Here is a 20,301-nt window from a genome sequence, read left to right on the forward strand (position 1 = left end):
GATCGGGCGGGTCTCGTCGGGCGGTTCGTCGGGTGGCGGCGGGGCCACGGCGTGCGGTCGGTCTGCGGTCGGAGTCTCGGTTCAGGTGCGGGGTCAGGTGGTGTGTGCGGTCGAGCGGTCTGGTCGGGGCGGTCGGCCGGGCGGTTGATCACTTTCAGGCTGCCCTCAACGGCCCGTGCGCGGGGGGCTTTTCGGTAATCTGCCGCATGCGGTGCGTGGGCAGCCCGGCCCCGGCCTCCTCATGCGCCGTCCCGGGCGTGCTGGGCGATCCGGCGGAGGGCCTCGGCGAAGTCCTCGGCCACCGCCCGTACGGTCGCCTCCTCGTGCACGTCGGGGCGGTAGTGCCAGGTGAAGGCGAGCCGTCCGTCCTGCACCGCGCCGACGGCCTCCAGCAGGTGGGAGCCGCCGTCGCGGGGATCGTGGTCCTGGCCGAAGGAACCGTGCTCGGCACGGACGAGTGCCCCGGAGGAACCGCCGGGCCGCGCGTCCCACTGGCCCAGGTAGTTGAAGACGACCTGTCCGCGGCCGGTGCGGTCCAGGCGCTCGCGCACCTCGGCGGGGCCGTGGGTGCGCAGGGCGCCGAAGCCGAGGCCGTTGCCGGGGACGGCGCGCAACTGGCGCCGGACCGATTTGACCAGGGCCCGCCAGTCGCGGGAGGGACCGAGGTCCGCGGGGTCGGAGACCTGGAGGCCGACCGGGTAGACGGTGGTGAACCAGCCGACGGTGCGCGAGAGGTCCACCCCCTCCAGGACGTCCTCACGGCCGTGCCCTTCGAGGTCGATGCAGACCCGCTCATGGCCGGTCCAGCGCGCCAGCGCCAGGGCCAGGGCGGCCAGCAGCACGTCGTTGATGCGGGTGCGGTAGGCGGTGGGGGCCGCGCGCAGCAGCGCCGTGGTGTCCGCCTCGTCGAGCGTCACGGACACCGTGCGCGACCCGCCCGACGGAGCGTCGGCTTCGTGGTCCACCGGAAGCGGGGCAGGTGCCACCGCCTCTTCCCAGTACGGGAGTTCGTGGTCCAGGCCGCCGTCGGCGACATGTGCGGCCAGGCCTCTGGACCAGTCCCGGAAGGCCGTGGTCCGCTCGTCGAGCGAGAGGGTCTGCCCGGCCGCGGCCTGTTGGTAGGCGGTCTCCAGGTCGTCCAGCAGGATGCGCCAGGACACCGCGTCGACGACCAGGTGGTGGGCCACCAGGAGCAGGAAGGCGGGGCGGTCCGGGTCACCGGTGAACAACGCCGCGCGGAGCAGCGGGCCCTGGCCGATGTCGAAGCCGGAGTGCAGATCGTCGGCCGCCTTCTCCATGGCGGTGTCGGCCTCGTCGGACGGCAGACCGCTCAGGTCGTGCCGGACGAGGAGGCCGTCCGGCTCCGAGGGCGGCGGGTTCTGCTGGCGCCAGCGGCCGCCGTCCTCGGTGAATTGCATGCGCAGTGCGTCGTGGTGCTCCAGCAGGGCGGCCAGCGCGGTGTGGAGGGCGGCCGGGTCGGGAATGCCGTCCAGTTCGAGCAGCGCGGACTGGTTGAAGTGGTGGTGGTTGGCGCGGGGGGTGGCGAGGAACCACTGCTGGATGGGGGTGAGCGGCAGGTCGCCGGTCACCGGCCCGCTGTCGGTCCGGTCCCCTCCGGTGGTGACGACGGTCGCCAGTTCCGCCACCGTCTGGTGGGTGAACAGGTCCTTGGTGGCCAGGTGCAGTCCGGCCCGGCGCAGCCGCGATACCACCTGCATGCTCAGGATCGAGTCGCCGCCGAGGTCGAAGAAGTTGTCGTCGGCGCCGACGGTGTCGAGGCCGAGGACGTCGCCCCAGATCTGCGCGATCCGGCGTTCGGTGTCGTTGCGCGGCGCGATGTGCGGGCCGGTGGCGGTGGCTGCCGGGTCGGGGTCGGGCAGGGCGCGCCGGTCGGTCTTGCCGTTCGGGGTGAGCGGCAGCCGCGCCAGGCGGACGAACACCGACGGCACCATGTGCGGCGGCAGCAGGCGGGCCAGGTGGTCGCGCAGCTCGGAGACGGGCAGCGGCTCCGGGGTGCCGTCGGCCGGGACGACGTAGGCGACCAACCGTGCGGGGCCGGCGGGGGGTTGCCCGGCCGCGGCGCGCACGGCGACGACCGCGTCCCGCACCTGGGGACTGCGCCGCAGCGCGCTCTCGATCTCGCCGGGCTCGATGCGGAAGCCGCGCACCTTGACCTGGTCGTCGGCGCGTCCGGCGTAGCGCAGGTCGCCGTCGGCGCCCCAGCGCACCAGGTCGCCGGTGCGGTACATCCGCTCGCCCGGGGGGCCGAACGGATCGGCCACGAACCGGGCCGCGGTCAGCCCCGGGCGTGCCAGGTAGCCGCGGGCGAGTGCGGCGCCGGCGACGTACAGCTCGCCGGTCACGCCGACCGGTACGGGGCGCAGGGCGGCGTCCAGGACGTACGCCCGGGTGAGGCCGCTGGGGCGGCCGATGGGCGGGGCGCCCGCTTCCGGGGCCAGCGGGCCGGTCCAGGTGGACACCACCGTCGCCTCGGTCGGGCCATAGGAATTGATCACGCGGCGGCCGGGGGCCCAGCGCTCCACCAGGTCGGCGGGGCAGGCCTCGGCGCCGACGATCAGGGTGCGCAGAGCGGGCAGGGCGTCGGCGGCCTCGGGCGGCACGGTGGCCAGGGCCGCCGGCGGGATCAGGGCGTGGGTGATCCGCCGCTCGGCGAGCACCTGGGCCAGCCGGTCGCCCAGCAGCGGTCCCTCCTCTCCCGCGACCAGCGTGGCGCCGGCGAGCAGCGAGCCGCACAGCTCCAGGACGGAGGCGTCGAAGCTGGGCGAGGCGAACTGGAGGAAGCGGTCGCCCTCGCGGACGTCGTACCGGTCGGCGGCGGCCGAGGCGAAGGCGGCGAGTCCGGTGTGGGTGACCACCACGGCCTTGGGGGTGCCGGTCGAGCCGGAGGTGTAGATGACGTAGGCGGGGTGCGCCTCCGTCAGCGGCGCGCGGCGGTCCGCGTCGGTGGGCGCGGTGTCGGGGCCGTCCGTACGCCAGATGCCCGCCGGGTCGTCGAGGACCACGGCGGCCGCCGCGTCGCGCACCATGAACTCCCGCCGCTCGGCCGGGTAGGCCGGGTCCACGGGCAGGAAGGCGCCGCCGGCCTTGGTGACGGCCAGTTGGGCCACCACCGTCTCCGCCGAGCGGGGCAGCGCCAGCGCCACCACGCTCTCGGGACCGACACCGCGGCCGATCAGATGGTGCGCCAGCCGGTTGGCCGCGCTCTCCAGCTCCGCGAACGTCAGCTCGCGCGCGCCGTCGGCCAGCGCCACCGCGTCCGGGGTCCGGGCGGCCTGCCGCTGGAACAGTGCGGGCAGGGTGGCCGGGGCCACCGGGCGGGCGGTACCGCTGCCGTGGGCGAGCAGGCGGCGCAGTTCGCCGTCCGGGGCCAGGGGCAGCGCGCCGAGGGGGCGGTGCGGGTCCTCGGCTATGCCGGTCAGCAGCGTGGTGAGCTGGTCGGCCATCCGCTCGGCGGTGGCGGCGTCGAACAGGTCGGTGTTGTAGGTGAGCAGCCCGTGCAGGGCACCGGAGTCGGTTTCGGCGAACTCCAGCGTGAGGTCGAAGCCGGCGTGGTGGGTATCCGGCTCGATGTCGCTCACCTGGAGACCGGGCAGGTCCAGTGCCGCTCCGGGCGCGTTCTGGAGCACGACCATGGCCTGGAAGAGCGGCGTACGGCTGGTGTCCCTGACCGGCTGGACCTGGTCCACCACCTGCTCGAACGGCACGTCCTGGTGCGCGAAGGCGTCCAGTACCGTCTCCCGCACCTGCGCCAGGAACGCGGGGAAGGCCTCGTCGGGATCGACGTCCGAGCGCAGCACCAGCGTGTTGACGAAGAAGCCGATCAGGCGTTGGGTCTCGGCGCGGTCGCGGCCCGAGGTGACGGTGCCGACGGCGATGTCGCGCTGTCCCGACAGCCGCGCGAAGAGCGTCTGTGCGGCGGCGATCAGCGTGGTGAACAGGGTGGTCTGCCGGGCCCGGCCGAACTCCGCGAGCCTGCGGGCCGTTTCGGGCGGCAGGACGAGCGGGGCCGTCGCACCGTTCCTGGTCTGTACGGCCGGGCGCGGCCGGTCGGTGGGCAGGTGCAGGGGTTCGCTGCCGGCGAGGCGCTCCTGCCAGTACCGCAGTTGCGCGTCGGCGTCCGCGCCGTGGGCGGTGCGCTGCCAGTGCGCGACGTCGGCGTACTGCACCGGCAGCGGTGGCAGTTCGGCCGTGGTGTCGCCCAGCGCGGCCCGGTAGAGGTGGGCCAGGTCGCCGGTGAGCACCGCGGTGGACCAGCCGTCGGTGATGATGTGGTGCAGGGTCAGCGTCAGGACGTGGTCGTCGTCCGCCAGCCGGACGAGTTGGGCCCGCAGCAGGGGGCCCTGGCGCAGGTCGAAGGGGCAGGTGCGGTCCTCGGCCAGCAGCCGTTCGAGCTGCGCCGTACGCTCTCCGGCGGGCAGCGCCGACAGATCGCGCAGCGGCAGCGGTACGTCCTGGGGCGGGTGGACGACCTGGATGCCCTGGCCGTCCTCCGAGTCGAAGGTGGTGCGCAGCGACTCGTGCCGGGCCGCCAGCGCGGTCAGGGCGGCGCCGAGCGCGGCGGTGTCGAGCCGGCCGCGCAGGCGCAGCGCCAGCGGGGTGATGTATTCGGTGCTGCCGGGCGCGAACGCGTCGAGGAACCACAGGCGTTGCTGGGCGAAGGACAGTGGCGGCGCGGTGTCCCGGGGGGCCGGGAGGATGGCGCCCCGTCCCGCGGGGGCCCGCTCGCCCTGGGTCAGCAGCGCGGCGAGCGCAGCCGGGGTCGGGTGGGTGAACACCGCCCGCGGGGTCAGTTCGGTCTCGAACGCCTCCGCCAGCCGGGAGGTCAGCCGGATGCTCAGGATCGAGTCGCCGCCGAGCGCGAAGAAGTCGTCCTCCACACCGACCTCCGCCACGTCGAGCACCTCGGCCCAGATCTCGGCGGTGCGGCGTTCGGCCTCGGTGCGCGGGGCGACCGGCGCCGGGCGGTCCGGGCCGGTGCCGGGTGCGGGCAGGGCCGCCCGGTCCACCTTGCCGTTGGTGCTGAGCGGCAGTGCCGCCAGCGGCACGAACGCCGTGGGGACCAGGTAGTCGGGCAGGGTCCGCCGGGCGTGGGCGCGCAGCGCCTCGGTGTCGAGGCCGTCGTGCCCCACCACGTAGGCGACCAGCCGCTTGGCCCCGGGGCGTTCCTCGCGGGCCACCACCGCGACGTCCGCGACGCCGGGGTGGCCCGCGAGCGCGCCCTCCACCTCGCCGGGCTCGACGCGGAAGCCCCGGATCTTGACCTGGTCGTCGGCGCGGCCGAGGAACTCCACCGTGCCGTCGAGCCGTCGGCGGGCCAGGTCCCCGGTGCGGTACATCCGGGCGCCGGGCGGACCGGACGGGTCGGCGACGAACCGGTCCGCGGTCGCGCCGGGGCGGCCGAGGTAGCCGCGGGCCACGCCCTCGCCCGCCAGGAAGAGTTCGCCCGCGGTGCCCGGCGGCACGGGCCGCATCCGGGCGTCGAGGACATGGACCCGCATATCGTCCAGCGGGTGGCCGATGGGCACGGTGTCGGGGACCTCGGCGGCGTCCGTCATGGCGAAGGAGGTCGCGAAGGTCGTCGTCTCGGTCGGTCCGTAGCCGTCCACCACGGTCAGGCCGGGGCAGGCGGCCAGCACCCGGCGCACGGCGGCGGCCGGGACCACGTCGCCGCCGGTCCACACCTGGCGCAGCCCCGTGAAGCAGTCCGGCGCGTCCTGGGCCAGCAGCCGGAAGAGTCCGGCCGTCAGCCACAGTGCCGTCACCCCTCCCCCGGTGGCCAGGCGCCGCAGCAGGGCCGCGTCCACGGCGCCCGGCGGGGCCACCACGACGCGCCCGCCGTTCAGCAGCGGCGCCCAGACCTCGAAGGTGGCGGCGTCGAAGGCCACCGGGGAGTGCAGCAGCACCCGTTCGCCGGCGGGGCCGGTGAAGCGGCTGTCGGTGGCGAGCGCCGCCACGTCGCGGTGGCGCACCCCTACGGCCTTGGGGGTGCCGGTCGAGCCGGAGGTGAACATGACGTACGCCAGCCGGTCCGGGTCGGCGGGCGGCAGCGCGGGCGCGGCGGCCGGTCCGGCGGTCCGGGCGGCGGCCACCTCCTCGGCGGTCAGCGTCGTCGTCGCTCCCGCCTGGTCGAGCAGCATCCGCCGGCGCTCCTCGGGGGCGCGGCCGTCCACGGGCACATAGGCGCCGCCCGCCTTGAGGACCGCCAGCTGGGCCACCACGAGGGCGGCCGAGCGGTCCATGAGCAGCGCCACCCGGCTCTCGGGGGCCAGGCCGTCCGCCCGGAGCCGGGCGGCCACCCGGTCCGACCAGTCGGCGAGTTGCCGGTACGTCACCTCGGCGCCGTTCACCTCGGCCAGCGCGATCGTGTCCGGGGTGCGCCGCGCCTGCTCGGCGAAGAGGTCCACCGGTGAGCCGCCCGCCGCGGGGCGTGCGGTGGTGTTCCACCGGTCCAGCACCGCGCGGTCGGCGGCGGTGAGCAGGCCGAGGTCGTCCAGGGAGCGGGCGGTGCCGTCGGCGATCGCGGTCAGCAGGGTCTCCAGGTGGGCCGCGGCCCGCTCCACCGTCGTACGGTCGAACAGCGCCCCGTCGTAGGCGAGGTCGAAGCCGAGGCGGTCGGCGAGGTAGGCGCGCAGGCACAGCGGGAAGTTGGTGGCGTCCTCGGCGCGCACGTCCTGGATGCGGATGCCCGCGCCGGCGGCGGCCGCCTCGTCGAAGGGGTAGTTCTCGAACACCATCATGCTGTCGAACAGTGCCTCGCCCGGCGGGAGTTCGCTCAGGGCCTGGATGCGGGCGAGCGAGACGAAGTCGAAGCGCCGGGAGTCGCTCTGCTGGTCCTGGAGGTCGCGCAGCCAGGGCAGGACGCCCCGGTCGCCGTCGGTCCGGACGCGGGTCGGAACGGTGTTGATGAACATGCCGACCATGGACTCCACACCCGGCAGTTCGGCCGGGCGGCCGGAGACCGTGGTGCCGAACGCCACGTCCCGGCGCCCGCTGTAGCGCGCCAGCAGCAGCGCCCAGGCACCCTGCACCACCGTGTTGACGGTCAGGCCGTTCTGCCCGGCCGTCTCGCGCAGCCGGTCGGAGACCTCGGGGGTGAGCTCCAGGTGCACCAGCGCGTTCGAGCGGGCGCGGTGCGCCTCGACGGGCGGCCGGTCGTAGGGCAGCGGGGTGCGGGCGGTGAACCCGGCCAGGGTGCCGGTCCAGTGCCGCTCGGCCTCCTCCTCGTCCTGCTCTTCCAGCCACTGCAGGAAGTCGCGGAACGGGCGGCGGGCCGGTGGGCGGACGGTGCGTCCCTCGACCGTCGCGGCGTACTGGGCACACACGTCGGCGAAGAGCTGTCCGCTGCTCCAGCCGTCGAGCATCAGATGGTGCGAGGACCACACCAGCAGGATCTCGTCGCCGGGCAGGGCCGCCACCGCGATCCGGCTCAGCGGTGCGGTGGTCACGTCCATGCCGGCCGCGCGGTCCTCGGCGAGCAGCCGGTCGAGCGCACGGTCGCGTGCTTCGGGGGTCAGGGCCCGCCAGTCGTGGTGGGCGACGGGCAGGACGGCGCGGTGGTGCACGACCTGCACCGGCCGGGGCAGGCCCTGCCAGCGGACGCTGCTGCGCAGCGCCGGGGTGTGGTCGGCGACCTGCTGCCAGGCCGCGGCGAAGGCCCGCGGGTCGGCGACGCCGGAGATCCGGACCGCCATCTGGTCGAAGTAGGCGCCCGCCGAGTCGACCAGCCCGTGGAAGAGCATGCCGGCCTGCAGCGGGGTGAGCGGATGGATGTCCGCCACCTCCCGCCCGTCGCCCGCGACCAGGTCCACCTCGCGCTGGTCGAGCCGGGCGAGCGGGAAGTCGGACGGGGTGCGGCCGCCGGTGTCCGGCCGGGCGCAGTGCGCGACGAGTTCGGTCAGGGCCGCGAGGGTGTCCTCGGCGAGGCGGCGCACGGTGGACTCGTCGTACACCGCGGGCGGGTAGGTCCAGCCGAGTTCGAGCCGGCCGTCCTGGACCACCCCCGTCACATCGAGCAGGTAGGTGCGGGGCTCGTCGGGATCGGTGTCCTGACCGGCCGGCGGCAGGGCGGCCCGGTAGAGGCCGTCGTCATCGGGGCGGTCGGCGGAGGCGATGTCCCACTGGCCGTGGTAGTTGAAGCCGACCTGCGGTTCCGGCGCCTCGGGCAGCGGGCACCGCGGCACGAGGTGGCGCAGCGCGCCGTAGCTCAGGCCGCGCAGCGGCACGGCGCGCAGCTGCTCCTTGACGGACCGGACGGTGTCGCGCCAGTCCGCTTCCGGGGCGACGGACAGGGCGAGCGGGAACTCGGCGGTGAACCAGCCGACGGTGCGGGAGAGGTCCAGTTCGTCGAAGAGGTCCTCGCGGCCGTGGCCCTCCACGCCGATCAGGACGGTGTCCTGGCCGCTCCAGCGGGTCAGCGTGCGGCCGAGCGCGCTGAGCAGGACGTCGTTGACCTGGGTGCGGTAGACGTCCGGCACCTGGCGCAGCAGGGCATCGGTCTCGGCCCGGCCCAGGCGGACGGTGAGGGTGGCGGCGGCGCCGTGGGTGGTGGGGCCCGGCCGGTCGACGGGGAGGCCGGCCGGGGTCCGGCAGGCCCGGGTCCAGTACGCCAGGTCGCCGTCGAGGGCGCCGGAGCGGGTGTGCTGCTCCAGTCGGGCCGCCCAGTGGCCGTAGCCGCTGCTCGCCGGGGCGAGGGCGGGCGGCCGGCCCGCGACGGCGTCGCGGTAGGCGGCCTCCAGGTCGCCCAGCAGGATGCGCCAGGACACCCCGTCGACCACCAAGTGGTGGACGGTGAGCACGAGTTGGGCGGGGATGTCGGGTCCGCAATCGAAGTACAGGACCCGCACGACCCGGCCCTCGGTGATGTCGAGGGAGGTCTGCGCGGCGGCGGTCGCGCGCTGGACGGCCTCCTCCCGCCCGGGGGCGTCCAGACCGGTCAGGTCGTGGCGGGCGAAGACGTCCCCGGGGGCGGCCGGCAGCACCTCCTGGTGCCAGGTGCCGTCGGTGTGGCGGAAGCGGGTGCGCAGCGCCTCGTGGTGGGCCACCAGGGCGGTGGCCGCGTGCCGCAGGGCCGCCTCGTCGCTCTGCGGGGCCAGTTCCAGCCGGTTGGTCATGGTGAAGCGCAGCGCGTCCCCGGGCCGTCGGCCGTCGAGGTACCAGTGCTGGATGGGGGTGAGCGGCGCGGGTCCTGCCGGTGTGCCGGTGGCGTCGGCGGACGGCGGGTTCACGGAGGCGGTGCGCAGGGCGAGTTCGGCGATCGTCTGGTGGCGGAAGACGTCCTTGGAGGTGAGTCCGAGTCCGGCCCGGCGGGCCCGCGAGACGATCTGGATGCTGAGGATCGAGTCGCCGCCCAGGGCGAAGAAGTTGTCCTCAACGCCGACCCGGGGGACGCCGAGCACCTCCGCCCAGATGCCGGCGAGGGCCGTCTCGGCAGCGGTGCGCGGGGCCGTGTACGGGGTCGCGGTGTCGGGCTGGGCGGGCGGCTCGGGCAGGGCGCGCCGGTCGGTCTTGCCGCTGGTGGTCCGCGGAATCCGGTCCAGGGGGACGAACACCGCGGGGACCATGTAGTCCGGCAGGGTCCGGCGCAGTCGGACCCGCAGCTCCTCCGCCGGGGGCGTCCGCTCCCCGGCGGGCACCACATAGGCCACCAGCCGTGCCCGGCCGCCGTGTTCGGCGGCCACCACCACGGCGTCGGCCACCGCGGGGTCGGCGAGCAGGGCGGCCTCGATCTCGCCGGGTTCGATCCGGAAGCCCCGGACCTTGACCTGTTCGTCGGTGCGCCCCAGGTACTCCAGCAACCCCTGCCCGTCCCGGCGCGCGCGGTCGCCGGTGCGGTACATCCGGGTGCCGGGCGGGCCGAACGGGTCGGCGACGAAGCGTCCGGCGGTGAGCCCGGGACGCCCCAGGTAGCCGCGGGTGACCTGGGCACCGGCGAGGTACAGCTCCCCCGGCACCCCGACCGGTACCGGCCGCAGGGCGCCGTCGAGCACGTAGGCGCGCAGGTTGCGGCCCGGCCGGCCGATCACGGGACGCTCGGCGTGGTCGGTGAAGGGGCCGTACACGGCGTCGACGGTGCACTCGGTGGGGCCGTAGACGTTGTACGCGGTGACGCCCTCGGTCTCCCGCAGCTCCCGCCACAGCGGGGTGCCGATGGCCTCGCCGCCGACCAGGACGATCCGGGGACGGTGGTGGCCCTGGGTGAACAGCCCGGCGGACACCAGTTCGTGCAGGAAGGACGGGGTCACGTTGACGCAGTCCAGGCGGCTTTCGGTGACCTGGCCGACGAACGCGGCCGGGTCCAGGCGTACGTCCTCGTCGACGAGGTGGACCTCCTGGCCCAGCGCCAGCAGCAGCGGGCCCTCCCACGAGGTGTCGAAGGAGAAGGCGGCGCTCAGCGCGAAGCGCAGCGGCCGGCCGTCGGTGGTGTGCGGGGTGACGAGCCCGGCCAGGTGGTCGTGACAGAGGTTGACCAGCTGACGGTGTTCGACGGCGACGCCCTTGGGCCGGCCGGTGGAGCCGGAGGTGTAGTTGATGTAGGCGGTGTGGGCGCCGCACAGGGCGGCGGTCCGGTCGGCGTCGGTGGGGTTGTGGCCGGGCTGCCGGTCCAGGGGGGCGTCGCGCAGTGCGTCGGCCGTCAGGACGGTCCGGGGTGCGGCGTCCGCGAGCAGGAACGCGCGGCGCTCGGCGGGCAGTTCGGGGTCGAGGGACAGCTGGGTGCCGCCCGCCTTGAGGACGGCGAGGAGGGCCACCAGCATGTCCGAGGTGCGCGGCAGTTGCACGGCGACCACCCGCTCCGGGCCGACGCCGAGCGAGATGAGGTGGTGGGCCAGCCGGTTGGCGCGGTCGTTCAGGGCGGCGAAGTCCAGTGTGGCGTCCCGTGCCACCAGGGCCGTGGCGTGCGGGGTGCGGGCCACCTGGTCCTCGAAGAGGTCCACGAACGTCAGGTCCGGGACGGGCAGGGTCTCGCCCTGCCACTCCTCCTGCACCTGGTGCCGCTCGGCGTCGGACAGCAGCGGCAGTTCGCCCACCGTGCGTCCGGGGTCGTCCGCGACCGCTTCGAGCAGCAGGCGCAGCCGTGCGCTCACCCGCTCGACGGTGGCCGCGTCGAACAGGTCGGTGTTGTATTCGACGTAGCCGGTGAGGCCGCCGTCACGCTCCACGAAGTCGAAGCCGAGGTCGAAGGCGGCGTGCCGGCCCGGCGGCTGGAGTGTTTCGACGTCGAGGCCCGGCAGGCGCGGTGCCTCGCCGCCCAGGTTGTGCAGGGCCACCATCACCTGGAAGAGGGGGGTGCGGCTGGTGTCGCGTTCGGGCTGGAGCACATCGACGAGTTGCTCGAAGGGCACGTCCTGGTGGGCGAACGCGTCCAGCACGGTGCTGCGCACCTCGGACAGCAGGGCGGTGAACGGCAGGCCGGCGGGCACCCGGCTGCGCAGCACCAGGGTGTTCACGAACATCCCGACCAGGTGCTCCAGTTCGGGGCGTTCGCGTCCCGAGGCCACGGTGCCGACCGCGACGTCCTCCTGGCCGGCCCAGCGGGCGAGCAGCACCTTGCAGGCCGCGAGGAGTGTCATGTAGAGGGTGGCGTCGGCGCGGCGGCCGGCCTCCCGCAGGCGGTCGGTCAACGCGGCGGGCAGGGAGAACTCCAGCAGCGCGCCGTTCTCGGTCCGTACGGCGGGCCGCGGCCGGTCGGTGGGGAGCTCCAGCGGAGCGACGTCGGCCAGCTTCTCCTGCCAGTAGGCGAGTTGCCCGCCGTCGGCCCCGGCGGCGCGCGCCCGCTGCCAGGCCGCGTAGTCGGCGTACTGGAGCGGCAGCCTGGGCAGGTCCGGGCGGCGGTCCTGGAGGGCCGCCGCGTACAGCTCGCCGAGGTCCCGGCCGAGCACCGCGGTGGACCAGCCGTCGGTGACGATGTGGTGCATGGCCAGGGTCAGGACGTGCTCGTCGGCGGTGAGCCGGATCAGGCGGGTGCGCAGCAGCGGCCCGGTGCCCAGGTCGAAGCCGGTGGCGCCCTCGCGCGTCAGCAGTGCGTCGAGTGCGCGGTCGCGGTCGTGCGCCGGGGTGTCCGACAGATCGTCCAGCGGCAGGCCGGCCGGCCGGGGGGCGTGGACGCGCTGGAACGCATGGCCGTCCTCTTCGGCGAAGGTGGTGCGCAGCGGTTCGTGCCGGGCCACCAGGGCGTCGAGGGCGGTGCGCAGGGCCGCCTCGTCGAGGGGGCCGCGCAGGCGCAGGACGAAGAAGGTCAGGTAGGCGGTGCTGTCCGGCTCGAAGGTGTCCAGGAACCACAGCCGCTGCTGAGGGAACGACAGCGGCAGGGCGGCGGTGCGGTCCGCCGCGGGGATCGTGTCGTCCGGTGTCCGCCGGGCGGCGGCCGGGTCCGGCAGGGCGGCGGCCAGGGCGGCGACGGTGGGGTGGGTGAACAGCAGCCGGGGCGAGACCTCGGCGCCGAAGACGGTGCGGAGCCGGGAGGTGACGCGGATGGCGAGGATCGAATCGCCGCCCAGGGCGAAGAAGTTGTCCTCCACGCCCATGTCCGCGGTGTCCAGGACCTCGGCCCACACCCCGGCGACGAGGCGCTCCGCCTCGGTGCGCGGCGCGGTGCGGTCCTCGCCGGCGGCGAAGCCGTCGGAGCCGGGGGCGGGCAGGGCCCGGTGGTCGAGCTTGCCGTTGACGGTCAGCGGCAGCGCGTCCAGGGCGACGTAGGCGGCGGGCACCATGTGCGCGGGCAGGGTCTCCGCCAGGTGGGCGCGCAGCGCGGCGGCGGACGGCGGGGTGCCGCGGCCGGTACCCACGACATGCGCCACCAGGCGCCGTACGCCCGGGGTGTCCTCGCGCACCCCGACTGCGGCCTCCGCGATGTCCGGGTGGGCGGTCAGGGCGGCCTCGATCTCGCCGGGTTCGATCCGGAAGCCGCGGATCTTGACCTGCTGGTCGGCGCGGCCGAGGTACTCCAGGGTGCCGTCGGGCCGCCAGCGGGCCCGGTCGCCGGTCCGGTACATCCGGGTGCCGGGCGGCCCGAACGGGTCCGCCACGAACCGTGCCGCGGTCAGGCCCGGCCGGTTCAGATAGCCGCGGGCCAGGCCCTCCCCGGCCACGTACATCTCGCCGACGGCACCGGGCGGCACCGGGGCGAGCCCGGCGTCGAGCACCCGGATCCGCAGGTCGGGGATGCCGCGGCCGATGGCGCTGGCGGTGGCCCCGGTCACCGTGGCGCGGTCGAGGGGCGCGTAGGAGACGTGCACGGTGGTCTCGGTGATCCCGTACATGTTGACCAGGACGGGCGCGGTGTCGGAGTGCCGCTCGTACCACTCGGCCAGCCGTCCCAGGTCCAGCGCCTCGCCGCCGAAGACCACCCGCCGCAGGGCCAGCCGCGCGCCGAGCTCAGGGTGTTCGGCGTCCGCGCGCATCAGCGGGTAGAACGCCGAGGGCGTCTGGTTGAGCACCGTGACCCGCTCGTCCACCAGCAGGCGCAGGAACTCCTCGGGGGAACGGGCGACCTCGTGCGGGACGACGACGAGCCGGCCGCCGTGCAGCAGCGCGCCCCAGATCTCCCAGACGGAGAAGTCGAAGGCGTAGGAGTGGAACAGCGTCCACACGTCGTGCTCGTCGAAGGCGAACCAGTCGCGGGTACGGGAGAACAGCCGCACCACGTTGGCGTGCGGGACGACCACGCCCTTGGGCAGGCCGGTGGAGCCGGAGGTGTAGATGACGTAGGCGGGGTGCTCCGGCAGCGGGCGGCGGGCCGGTGCCGGGCCGGTGGCGGGGCGCCGCCCGAGGTCGGCGCGGACCTCGGGAGCGTCCAGGAGCACCTGGGGGCAGGCCGCGTCCCCGAGCCGTCCGGCGACGGCCGCGGTGGTCACCAGCAGGGCCGGCGCGGCGTCGGTGAGCAGGTGGTCGATGCGGCCGCGGGGCAGTTCCGGGTCGACGGGGAGGTAGGCGGCGCCGGTCTTCAGCACCGCCACGATCGCCACGATCATCTCCGGGGAGCGGGGCAGGGCGAGGGCCACGAAGCGCTCGGGGCCGGCTCCGTCCTCGGCCAGCCGGTGGGCCAGCCGGCCCGCCCGCGCGTCGAGTTCGGCGTAGGACAGCGTGCTGCCCGCGCAGGTCACCGCGGTGGCGTCGGGCGTGCGGGCCGCCCGGTCCTCGAACAGGTCCAGCAGGGTCGGCTCGGGCCGCCCGTGCTCCGTGCCGTTCCAGTCCACCAGCATCCGCCGGCGCTCCTCGGCGGTCGTCCACGCCAGTGCGCGCAGCGGCCGGTCCGGGCCGGCGGCGATCTCGGTGAGCAGCAGGCACAGCCGGTCGGCGAGCGCGCGGACGGTGTCGGAGTCGAAGAGGTCCGGGTCGTGGGCGAGGTCGAAGCCGAGGCGGTCGCTGTGGTGGGCGCGCAGGACCAGCGGGAAGTTGGTCGCATCGCGCGAGGCGACGTCCAGGATGCGCACCCCGGCGCCGGACGTCCGGGCGTCGTCGAAGGGGTAGTTCTCGAAGGCGACCATGCTGTCGAACAGCGCGGTGCCCGCCGGGACGTCGCTGAGCGAGGTCAGCTGGGCCAGCGAGACGGCCTCGAAGCGCCGGGACTCCGACTGGGCGTCCTGGAGGTCGCGCAGCCAGTCGGCGGCGGTGCGGTCCTGGTCGACCCGTACCCGGGTGGGCAGGGTGTTGATGAACATCCCGACCATGGACTCGACGCCGGGGAGCGCGTCCGGGCGGCCGGACACGGTGGTGCCGAACACCACGTCCGGCTCTCCGCTGTAGCGGGCCAGCAGGAGCGCCCAGGCGCCCTGGACGACCGTGTTGAGGGTGAGTCCGCTGCGCCGGGCGGTGTGCAGCAGTTCCTGGGAGAGCTCGACCGGCAGGCTCGCCGTCAGTACCGCTGCGGAGCGGGCCCGGTGCGCCTCGCGGGGCGGCCGGTCGCAGGGCAGCGGCGTCGGGGAGGCGAAGCCCGCGAGGACGGTGCGCCAGTGCTCCTCGGCCGCGCGACCGTCCCGGCCGGCCAGCCAGCGCACGTAGTCGCCGAAGGGGCGGCGCACGGGCGGTGCCGGCGCGCGGTCCGCGACGAGTGCGGCGTACTCCTCGCAGACCTCGGTCAGGACCTGGGCCAGGCTCCAGCCGTCCAGGATCAGGTGGTGCGAGGTCCACAGCAGCCGCAGCCTGCCGCCGGGCAGCCGGATCAGGGTGAGCCGCATCAGCGGCGGGGTGCCGAGGTCCAGGCCGAGGGCGAGGTCCTCGGTCCGGAGCCGGGCGAGTTCGGCGGTACGCCGTTCCTCGTCCAGGTCGCGCCAGTCGACGTGGACGGTGGGCACCGTCACCCGCCGGTGGACGATCTGGAGCGGTACGGGCACGTCCTCCCAGACGACCGAGGTGCGCAGCACCGGCGTCCGGTCGACGACCCGCTGCCAGGCGCGGGCGAACGCACGGGGGTCCGCGACGCCGTCCAGGAGCAGGTCGGCCTGGTCGAGGTAGACGTCGTCGGCGCCGCCCATCAGGCGGTGGAAGAGCATGCCTTCCTGGAGCGGGGTGAGCGGGAGGAGGTCCTCGACGGCGCGCCCGTCCCCGGCGAGGCGGTCCACGCCGGGCTGGTCCAGCCGGGCGAGGGGGAAGTCGGAGGGGGTGCGGCCGCCGGCTTCCGGCCGTGCGCAGTGGGCGGCGATCGCGGCCAGCGCACGGGCGGTGCCGTCCGCCAGGTCCCGTACCGTGCTCTCCTCGTGCACCTGGTCGCTGTAGTGCCAGGTCAGTTCCAGTACGCCGTCGGCGACCACGGCCGAGACGTCCAGCAGGTGGTCGAGCGCTTCCCCGGCGGCCATGTCGCGGCCGGGGACCTCTCCGGCGGGCGCGAAGTCCTGGCCTGGTGCGCTCTCCCACTGGCCGTGATAGTTGAAGCAGACCTGCGGCAGCGGCAGTTCGCGCAGCGCGCGGGCGGCCGGGTCGGGTGCGCCCAGGCGGGCCAGCGCCTCGTAGCCGAGGCCGCGGCGGGGGACGGCCCGCAGCTGTTCCTTCACCGCTTTGAGCGTGGCGCCCCAGTCCGGCTCGTGCGACGGGCCGTCCAGGGTGAGGGTGACCGGGTACTGGGTGGTGAACCAGCCGACGGTGCGGGACAGGTCGGCGGCGTCATGGGAGCCGGCGGCCTCGTCGCCGTCGTCGCCGTCGTGCTCGCCGATGTCCTCCCGGCCGTGCCCCTCCAGGGCCACCGTCACGCGGTCCGTGTCCGCCCAGTCGGCGAGCACCCGGCCCAGCGCGCTGAGCAGGACGTCGTTGACCTGGGTCCGGTAGACGCCGGGCACCCGGCGCAGCAGGGCGTCGGTGGTGTCGCGGTCGAGCCGGGCGCGTACGGTGCGGACCGAGCCGGCGCTTGCGGTGCCGGGGCGGTCCACCGGCAGCGGGGTGCGCGCCGCTTCGCTCTCGGCTCGCCAGTACGCCAGGTCGCCGTCGAGTCCGCCGTCCTGCACGTGCCGGGCCAGCTGCGCCGCCCAGGTGGTGAACGGCGTGGTGACGGGATCCAGTTGGACCGGTTCACCCGCGGCGGCCCGGCGGTAGGCGCGCTCCAGGTCGGCGAGCAGGATGCGCCAGGAGACGCTGTCGACGGCGAGGTGGTGGGCCGTCAGGAAGAGCTGCGGCCGGCTGTCGGGCTCGGCGCGGAGCAGGGCGGCGCGCAGCAGGGTGCCGGTGGCGGGGTCGAGGTCCGCGCGGGCGGCGTCGGCCGCCGCGGTGAGCGCGGTGTCCCGGGCGGCGCCGGTGGTCCCGGACAGGTCGTGGGTGGCCAGGAGGCCGGGCGCCACGGTGTCGACGGGGTGCTGGCGCCAGGTGTCGCCGGTGCGGACGAACCGGGTGCGCAGCGCCGGATGGTGGGCGGCGACCGCGTGCAGGGCCCGCTCCAGGGCCGCCGGGTCGAGGTCGTGCGGCAGGTCGAGCAGCATCGACATGCAGAAGTGCCGCAGCGGTCCGTGGGTGGCGAAGAACCACTCCTGGATGGGGGTGAGCGGGGCCGGTCCCGTGTCCTGCGGCTGCGGCGCCGCGGGTGCCGGGGCGGTGCGCAGGTCCACGGCGGCGGCCAGCTCGGCGACGGTCTGGTACAGGAAGACGTCGCGGGAGGTCAGGCGCAGTCCGGCGGCGCGGGCCCGGGAGACGGCCTGGATGCTGAGGATCGAGTCTCCGCCGAGCTCGAAGAAGTTGTCGGTGACCCCCACCTGCGCGAGGCCGAGGACCGCGGACCAGATCCCGGCCAGTTCCCGTTCGGCCGGGGTGCGCGGGGCCACGAACTCCCGCTCGCGCGGGGCCGCGTCGAGGTCGGGGGCGGGCAGCGCGCGGCGGTCCAGCTTGCCGCTGGTGTTGAGCGGCAGGGCGTCCAGGACGACGAAGGCGGCGGGCACCATGTGGCCGGGCAGGGTGCGCTGCAGGGCGGCCCGCAGCTCGGAGGCGGCGGGGCGGCCGGTCCCCGGGGCGGGCACCAGGTAGGCGGCGAGCCGGGCGTGGCCGCGCTCGTCGGCGACGGCGACGACGGCCGCCTGGGCGACGGCGGGCAGGTCCAGCAGCGCCGCCTCGACCTCGCCGGGTTCGATGCGGTGGCCGCGGATCTTGACCTGGTCGTCGGCGCGGCCCAGGTAGTCGAGCCGACCGTCGGCGGTCCAGCGGGCCAGGTCGCCGGTGCGGTACATCCGGCTGCCGGGCGGCCCGTACGGGTCGGCCACGAACCGGGCGGCGGTCAGGCCGGGCCGGTGCAGGTAGCCGCGGGCGACCTGGTCGCCCGCGAGGTACAGCTCGCCGCCGACACCGGGCGGCACCGGCCGGAGGCGGTGGTCGAGGACATGGGCGCGCACATTGGCCAGCGGCCGGCCCACCACCGGACGGGCGGTGCCGTCGATCCGGCAGGCCAGGGCGTCGACCGTGCACTCGGTGGGCCCGTAGAAGTTGTACGCGGTGACGTCGTCCAGCCCGGCGAGGTCCCGCCACAGCGCGGGGCCGACGGCCTCGCCGCCCAGCATCAGCAGCCGGGGGTGGTGGCGCGGGTCGGTGAGCAGTCCGGCGGGCAGGAGCTGGCGCAGGTAGGAGGGCGTCAGGTCGAGGAAGTCGATGCGGTGCTCGACGACGTACTCGACCAGGGCGGCCGGATCGAGCCGGGTCGCCTCGTCGACCAGGTGCAACCGGTGGCCGTCGGCCATCAGCAGCACGCCCTCCAGGGAGGTGTCGAAGGAGAACGACGCGGTCAGGGCGACCCGCAGGGGGCCGCCGCCCGCCGCGGCGACGAACCCGTGCCGGTGGCCGGCCAGCAGGTTCATCAGCGAACGGTGCTCCACGGACACGCCCTTGGGGCGGCCGGTGGAGCCCGAGGTGTAGATGACGTAGGCGGTGTTGCCGGGGTGCAGCGGTGCGCGGCGGTCGGCGTCGGTGGGGTCGCTGTCGCGAGCCGCTGCCGGTACGGCGCTCAGGGCCGTCTCGTCGAGCACCAGCATCGGCCGGGCGTCGGCCAGCAGGAGGCGCAGCCGCTCGTCGGGGAGTTCGGGGTCGACCGGCAGGTATCCGGCGCCGGTCTTGAGGACGGCGAGGATCGCCACGATCATGTCGGCGGTGCGCGGCAGCCGCAGCGCGACGAGCCGTTCGGGGCCGGCGCCCCGGTCGATGAGGTGGTGGGCGAGCCGGTTGGCGCGGGCGTTGAGCGTGGCGTAGTCCAGCGTGGTGTCCCCGGCCACCAGTGCCGTCGCGTGCGGGCTGCGGGCCGCCTGTGCCTCGAAGACGGCGGGGTAGGTGGTGGGGGCGACGGGCAGCGCGGTGTCGTTCCATTCGGTGGTCAGCCGGTGCCGTTCGCGCTCCGACAGCAGGGACAGTTCGCCCAGCGGCCGGTCCGGTTCGGCCGCGACGCCCGCCAGCAGGAGGAGCAGTTGGCCGGCCATCCGTTCGGCGGTGGAGGCGTCGAAGAGGTCGGTGCGGTACTCCAGCAGGCCGGTCAGCCCGTCCCCGTCGGGGACGAACTCGACGCTCAGGTCGAAGGTGGCCGAGCGGCGGGGCACGGTGACGGTCCCGGCCGTGATCCCCCGCAGCCCGGGGGCCGCGGGCGGGGCGGGGTGGAGCAGGACCATGACGTCGAAGAGCGGGTTGCGCCCCGCTTCCCGTACCGTCCCCGCGGCCTCCACCAGCCGGTCGAAGGGCGTGTCGCCGTGGGCGAAGGCGTCGAGGACGGCGGTGGCGGAGGTGTCCAGCAGCTCGCGGTAGGAGCGCGCGGTGTCGACGGGGGCGCGCAGCACGACCGTGTTGACGAAGAGGCCGACCGCGCGCTCCAGTTCGGTGCGGCCGCGCCCCGGGGTGAGCGATCCGACGGCGATGTCGTCCTGGCCCGACCAGCGGGCGAACAGCGCCTGGCAGGCGGCGATCAGCGCCGCGAACAGGGTGGTGTGCTGCTGCGCCGCCACCTCCCGCAGCCGGGCCGCCGTGGCGGCCGGGACCCGGAAGGCGTGGACCGCGCCCTCGCCGGCCTCCTCCCCGCTGCGGGGGCGGTCGAGCGGCAGCTCCAGCGGCACGGCCTGGTCGAGCTGCTTGGTCCAGTAGGAGAGCTGCTCGGCCAGCAGCGCCCCGGACAGCCGTTCGCGCTGCCAGACGGCGAAGTCCGGGTACTGCGTGGCCACCGGGGCAAGCGCGGGTGCCTCGCCGTGGGCCAGGGCGTCGTAGAGCGTGCACAGTTCGTCCAGCAGCACGCCCATGGACCAGCCGTCGGTGACGATGTGGTGCGCGGTGAGCAGCAGGACGTGCTCGTCGTCGGCCAGGCGGATCAGCAGGGCCCGCAGCAGTGGACCGGTGCGCAGGTCGAACGGGCGGGAGTACTCCGCCAGCAGCACGGCGTCCAGCGCTTCCGGGCCCGGTGCGGTCCGGTCCCCCGCGTCCGCGGCAGACGCGTGCTCCTCCCCCAGGTCGCGTACCGGCAGCGGCACGGGGGCGGCCGGGTGCACGGTCTGCACGGGCCGGCCGTCGATGTCGTCGAACGTGGTCCGCAGGGACTCGTGGCGCGCCACCGCGGCGTCCAGTGCCTGCGACAGCGCGGCCCGGTCCAGCGGGCCGGTCAGCCGCAAGGCGACGGCGCTGTTGTAGCGGGAGTCGCCGGGCCGGAGCTGGTCGAGGAACCACAACTGCTGCTGGGCGAAGGCGAGCGGCAGGGGCTGCGACCGGTCCGCGCGCGGGATCTGCTGCCGGGCCCCGGCGGCGGGCGGGGCCTGCCCGGCCAGGCGGCGGCGCAGCGCCTCCTGCAACTCCTGGGGCAGGGCCGCGGCACGGTCCTTCTTCGAATGCGAAGACGTCATGTGGTCGTTC

General features: G+C 75.3%; 1 protein-coding gene. It reads right to left on the reverse strand.

Going from position 1 to position 20,301, the window contains the following annotated elements; all coding sequences use genetic code 11:
- Nucleotides 1–239: 239 nt before the first annotated feature.
- On the reverse strand, nt 240–20,291 hold the full coding sequence (locus Scani_RS19695) for a non-ribosomal peptide synthase/polyketide synthase (protein WP_159478077.1): 20,052 nt from the start codon (nt 20,289–20,291) through the stop codon (nt 240–242).
- Between the last annotated feature and the right edge of the window lie 10 nt (nt 20,292–20,301).

Source organism: Streptomyces caniferus (genome assembly GCF_009811555.1).
In the GTDB taxonomy this organism is placed as follows: Bacteria; Actinomycetota; Actinomycetes; order Streptomycetales; family Streptomycetaceae; genus Streptomyces; species Streptomyces caniferus.

Excerpts from the sequence above, each read along its gene's own strand:
- Scani_RS19695 (WP_159478077.1), bottom strand. The coding sequence starts at position 20,291 with ATGACGTCTTCGCATTCGAAGAAGGACCGTGCCGCGGCCCTGCCCCAG.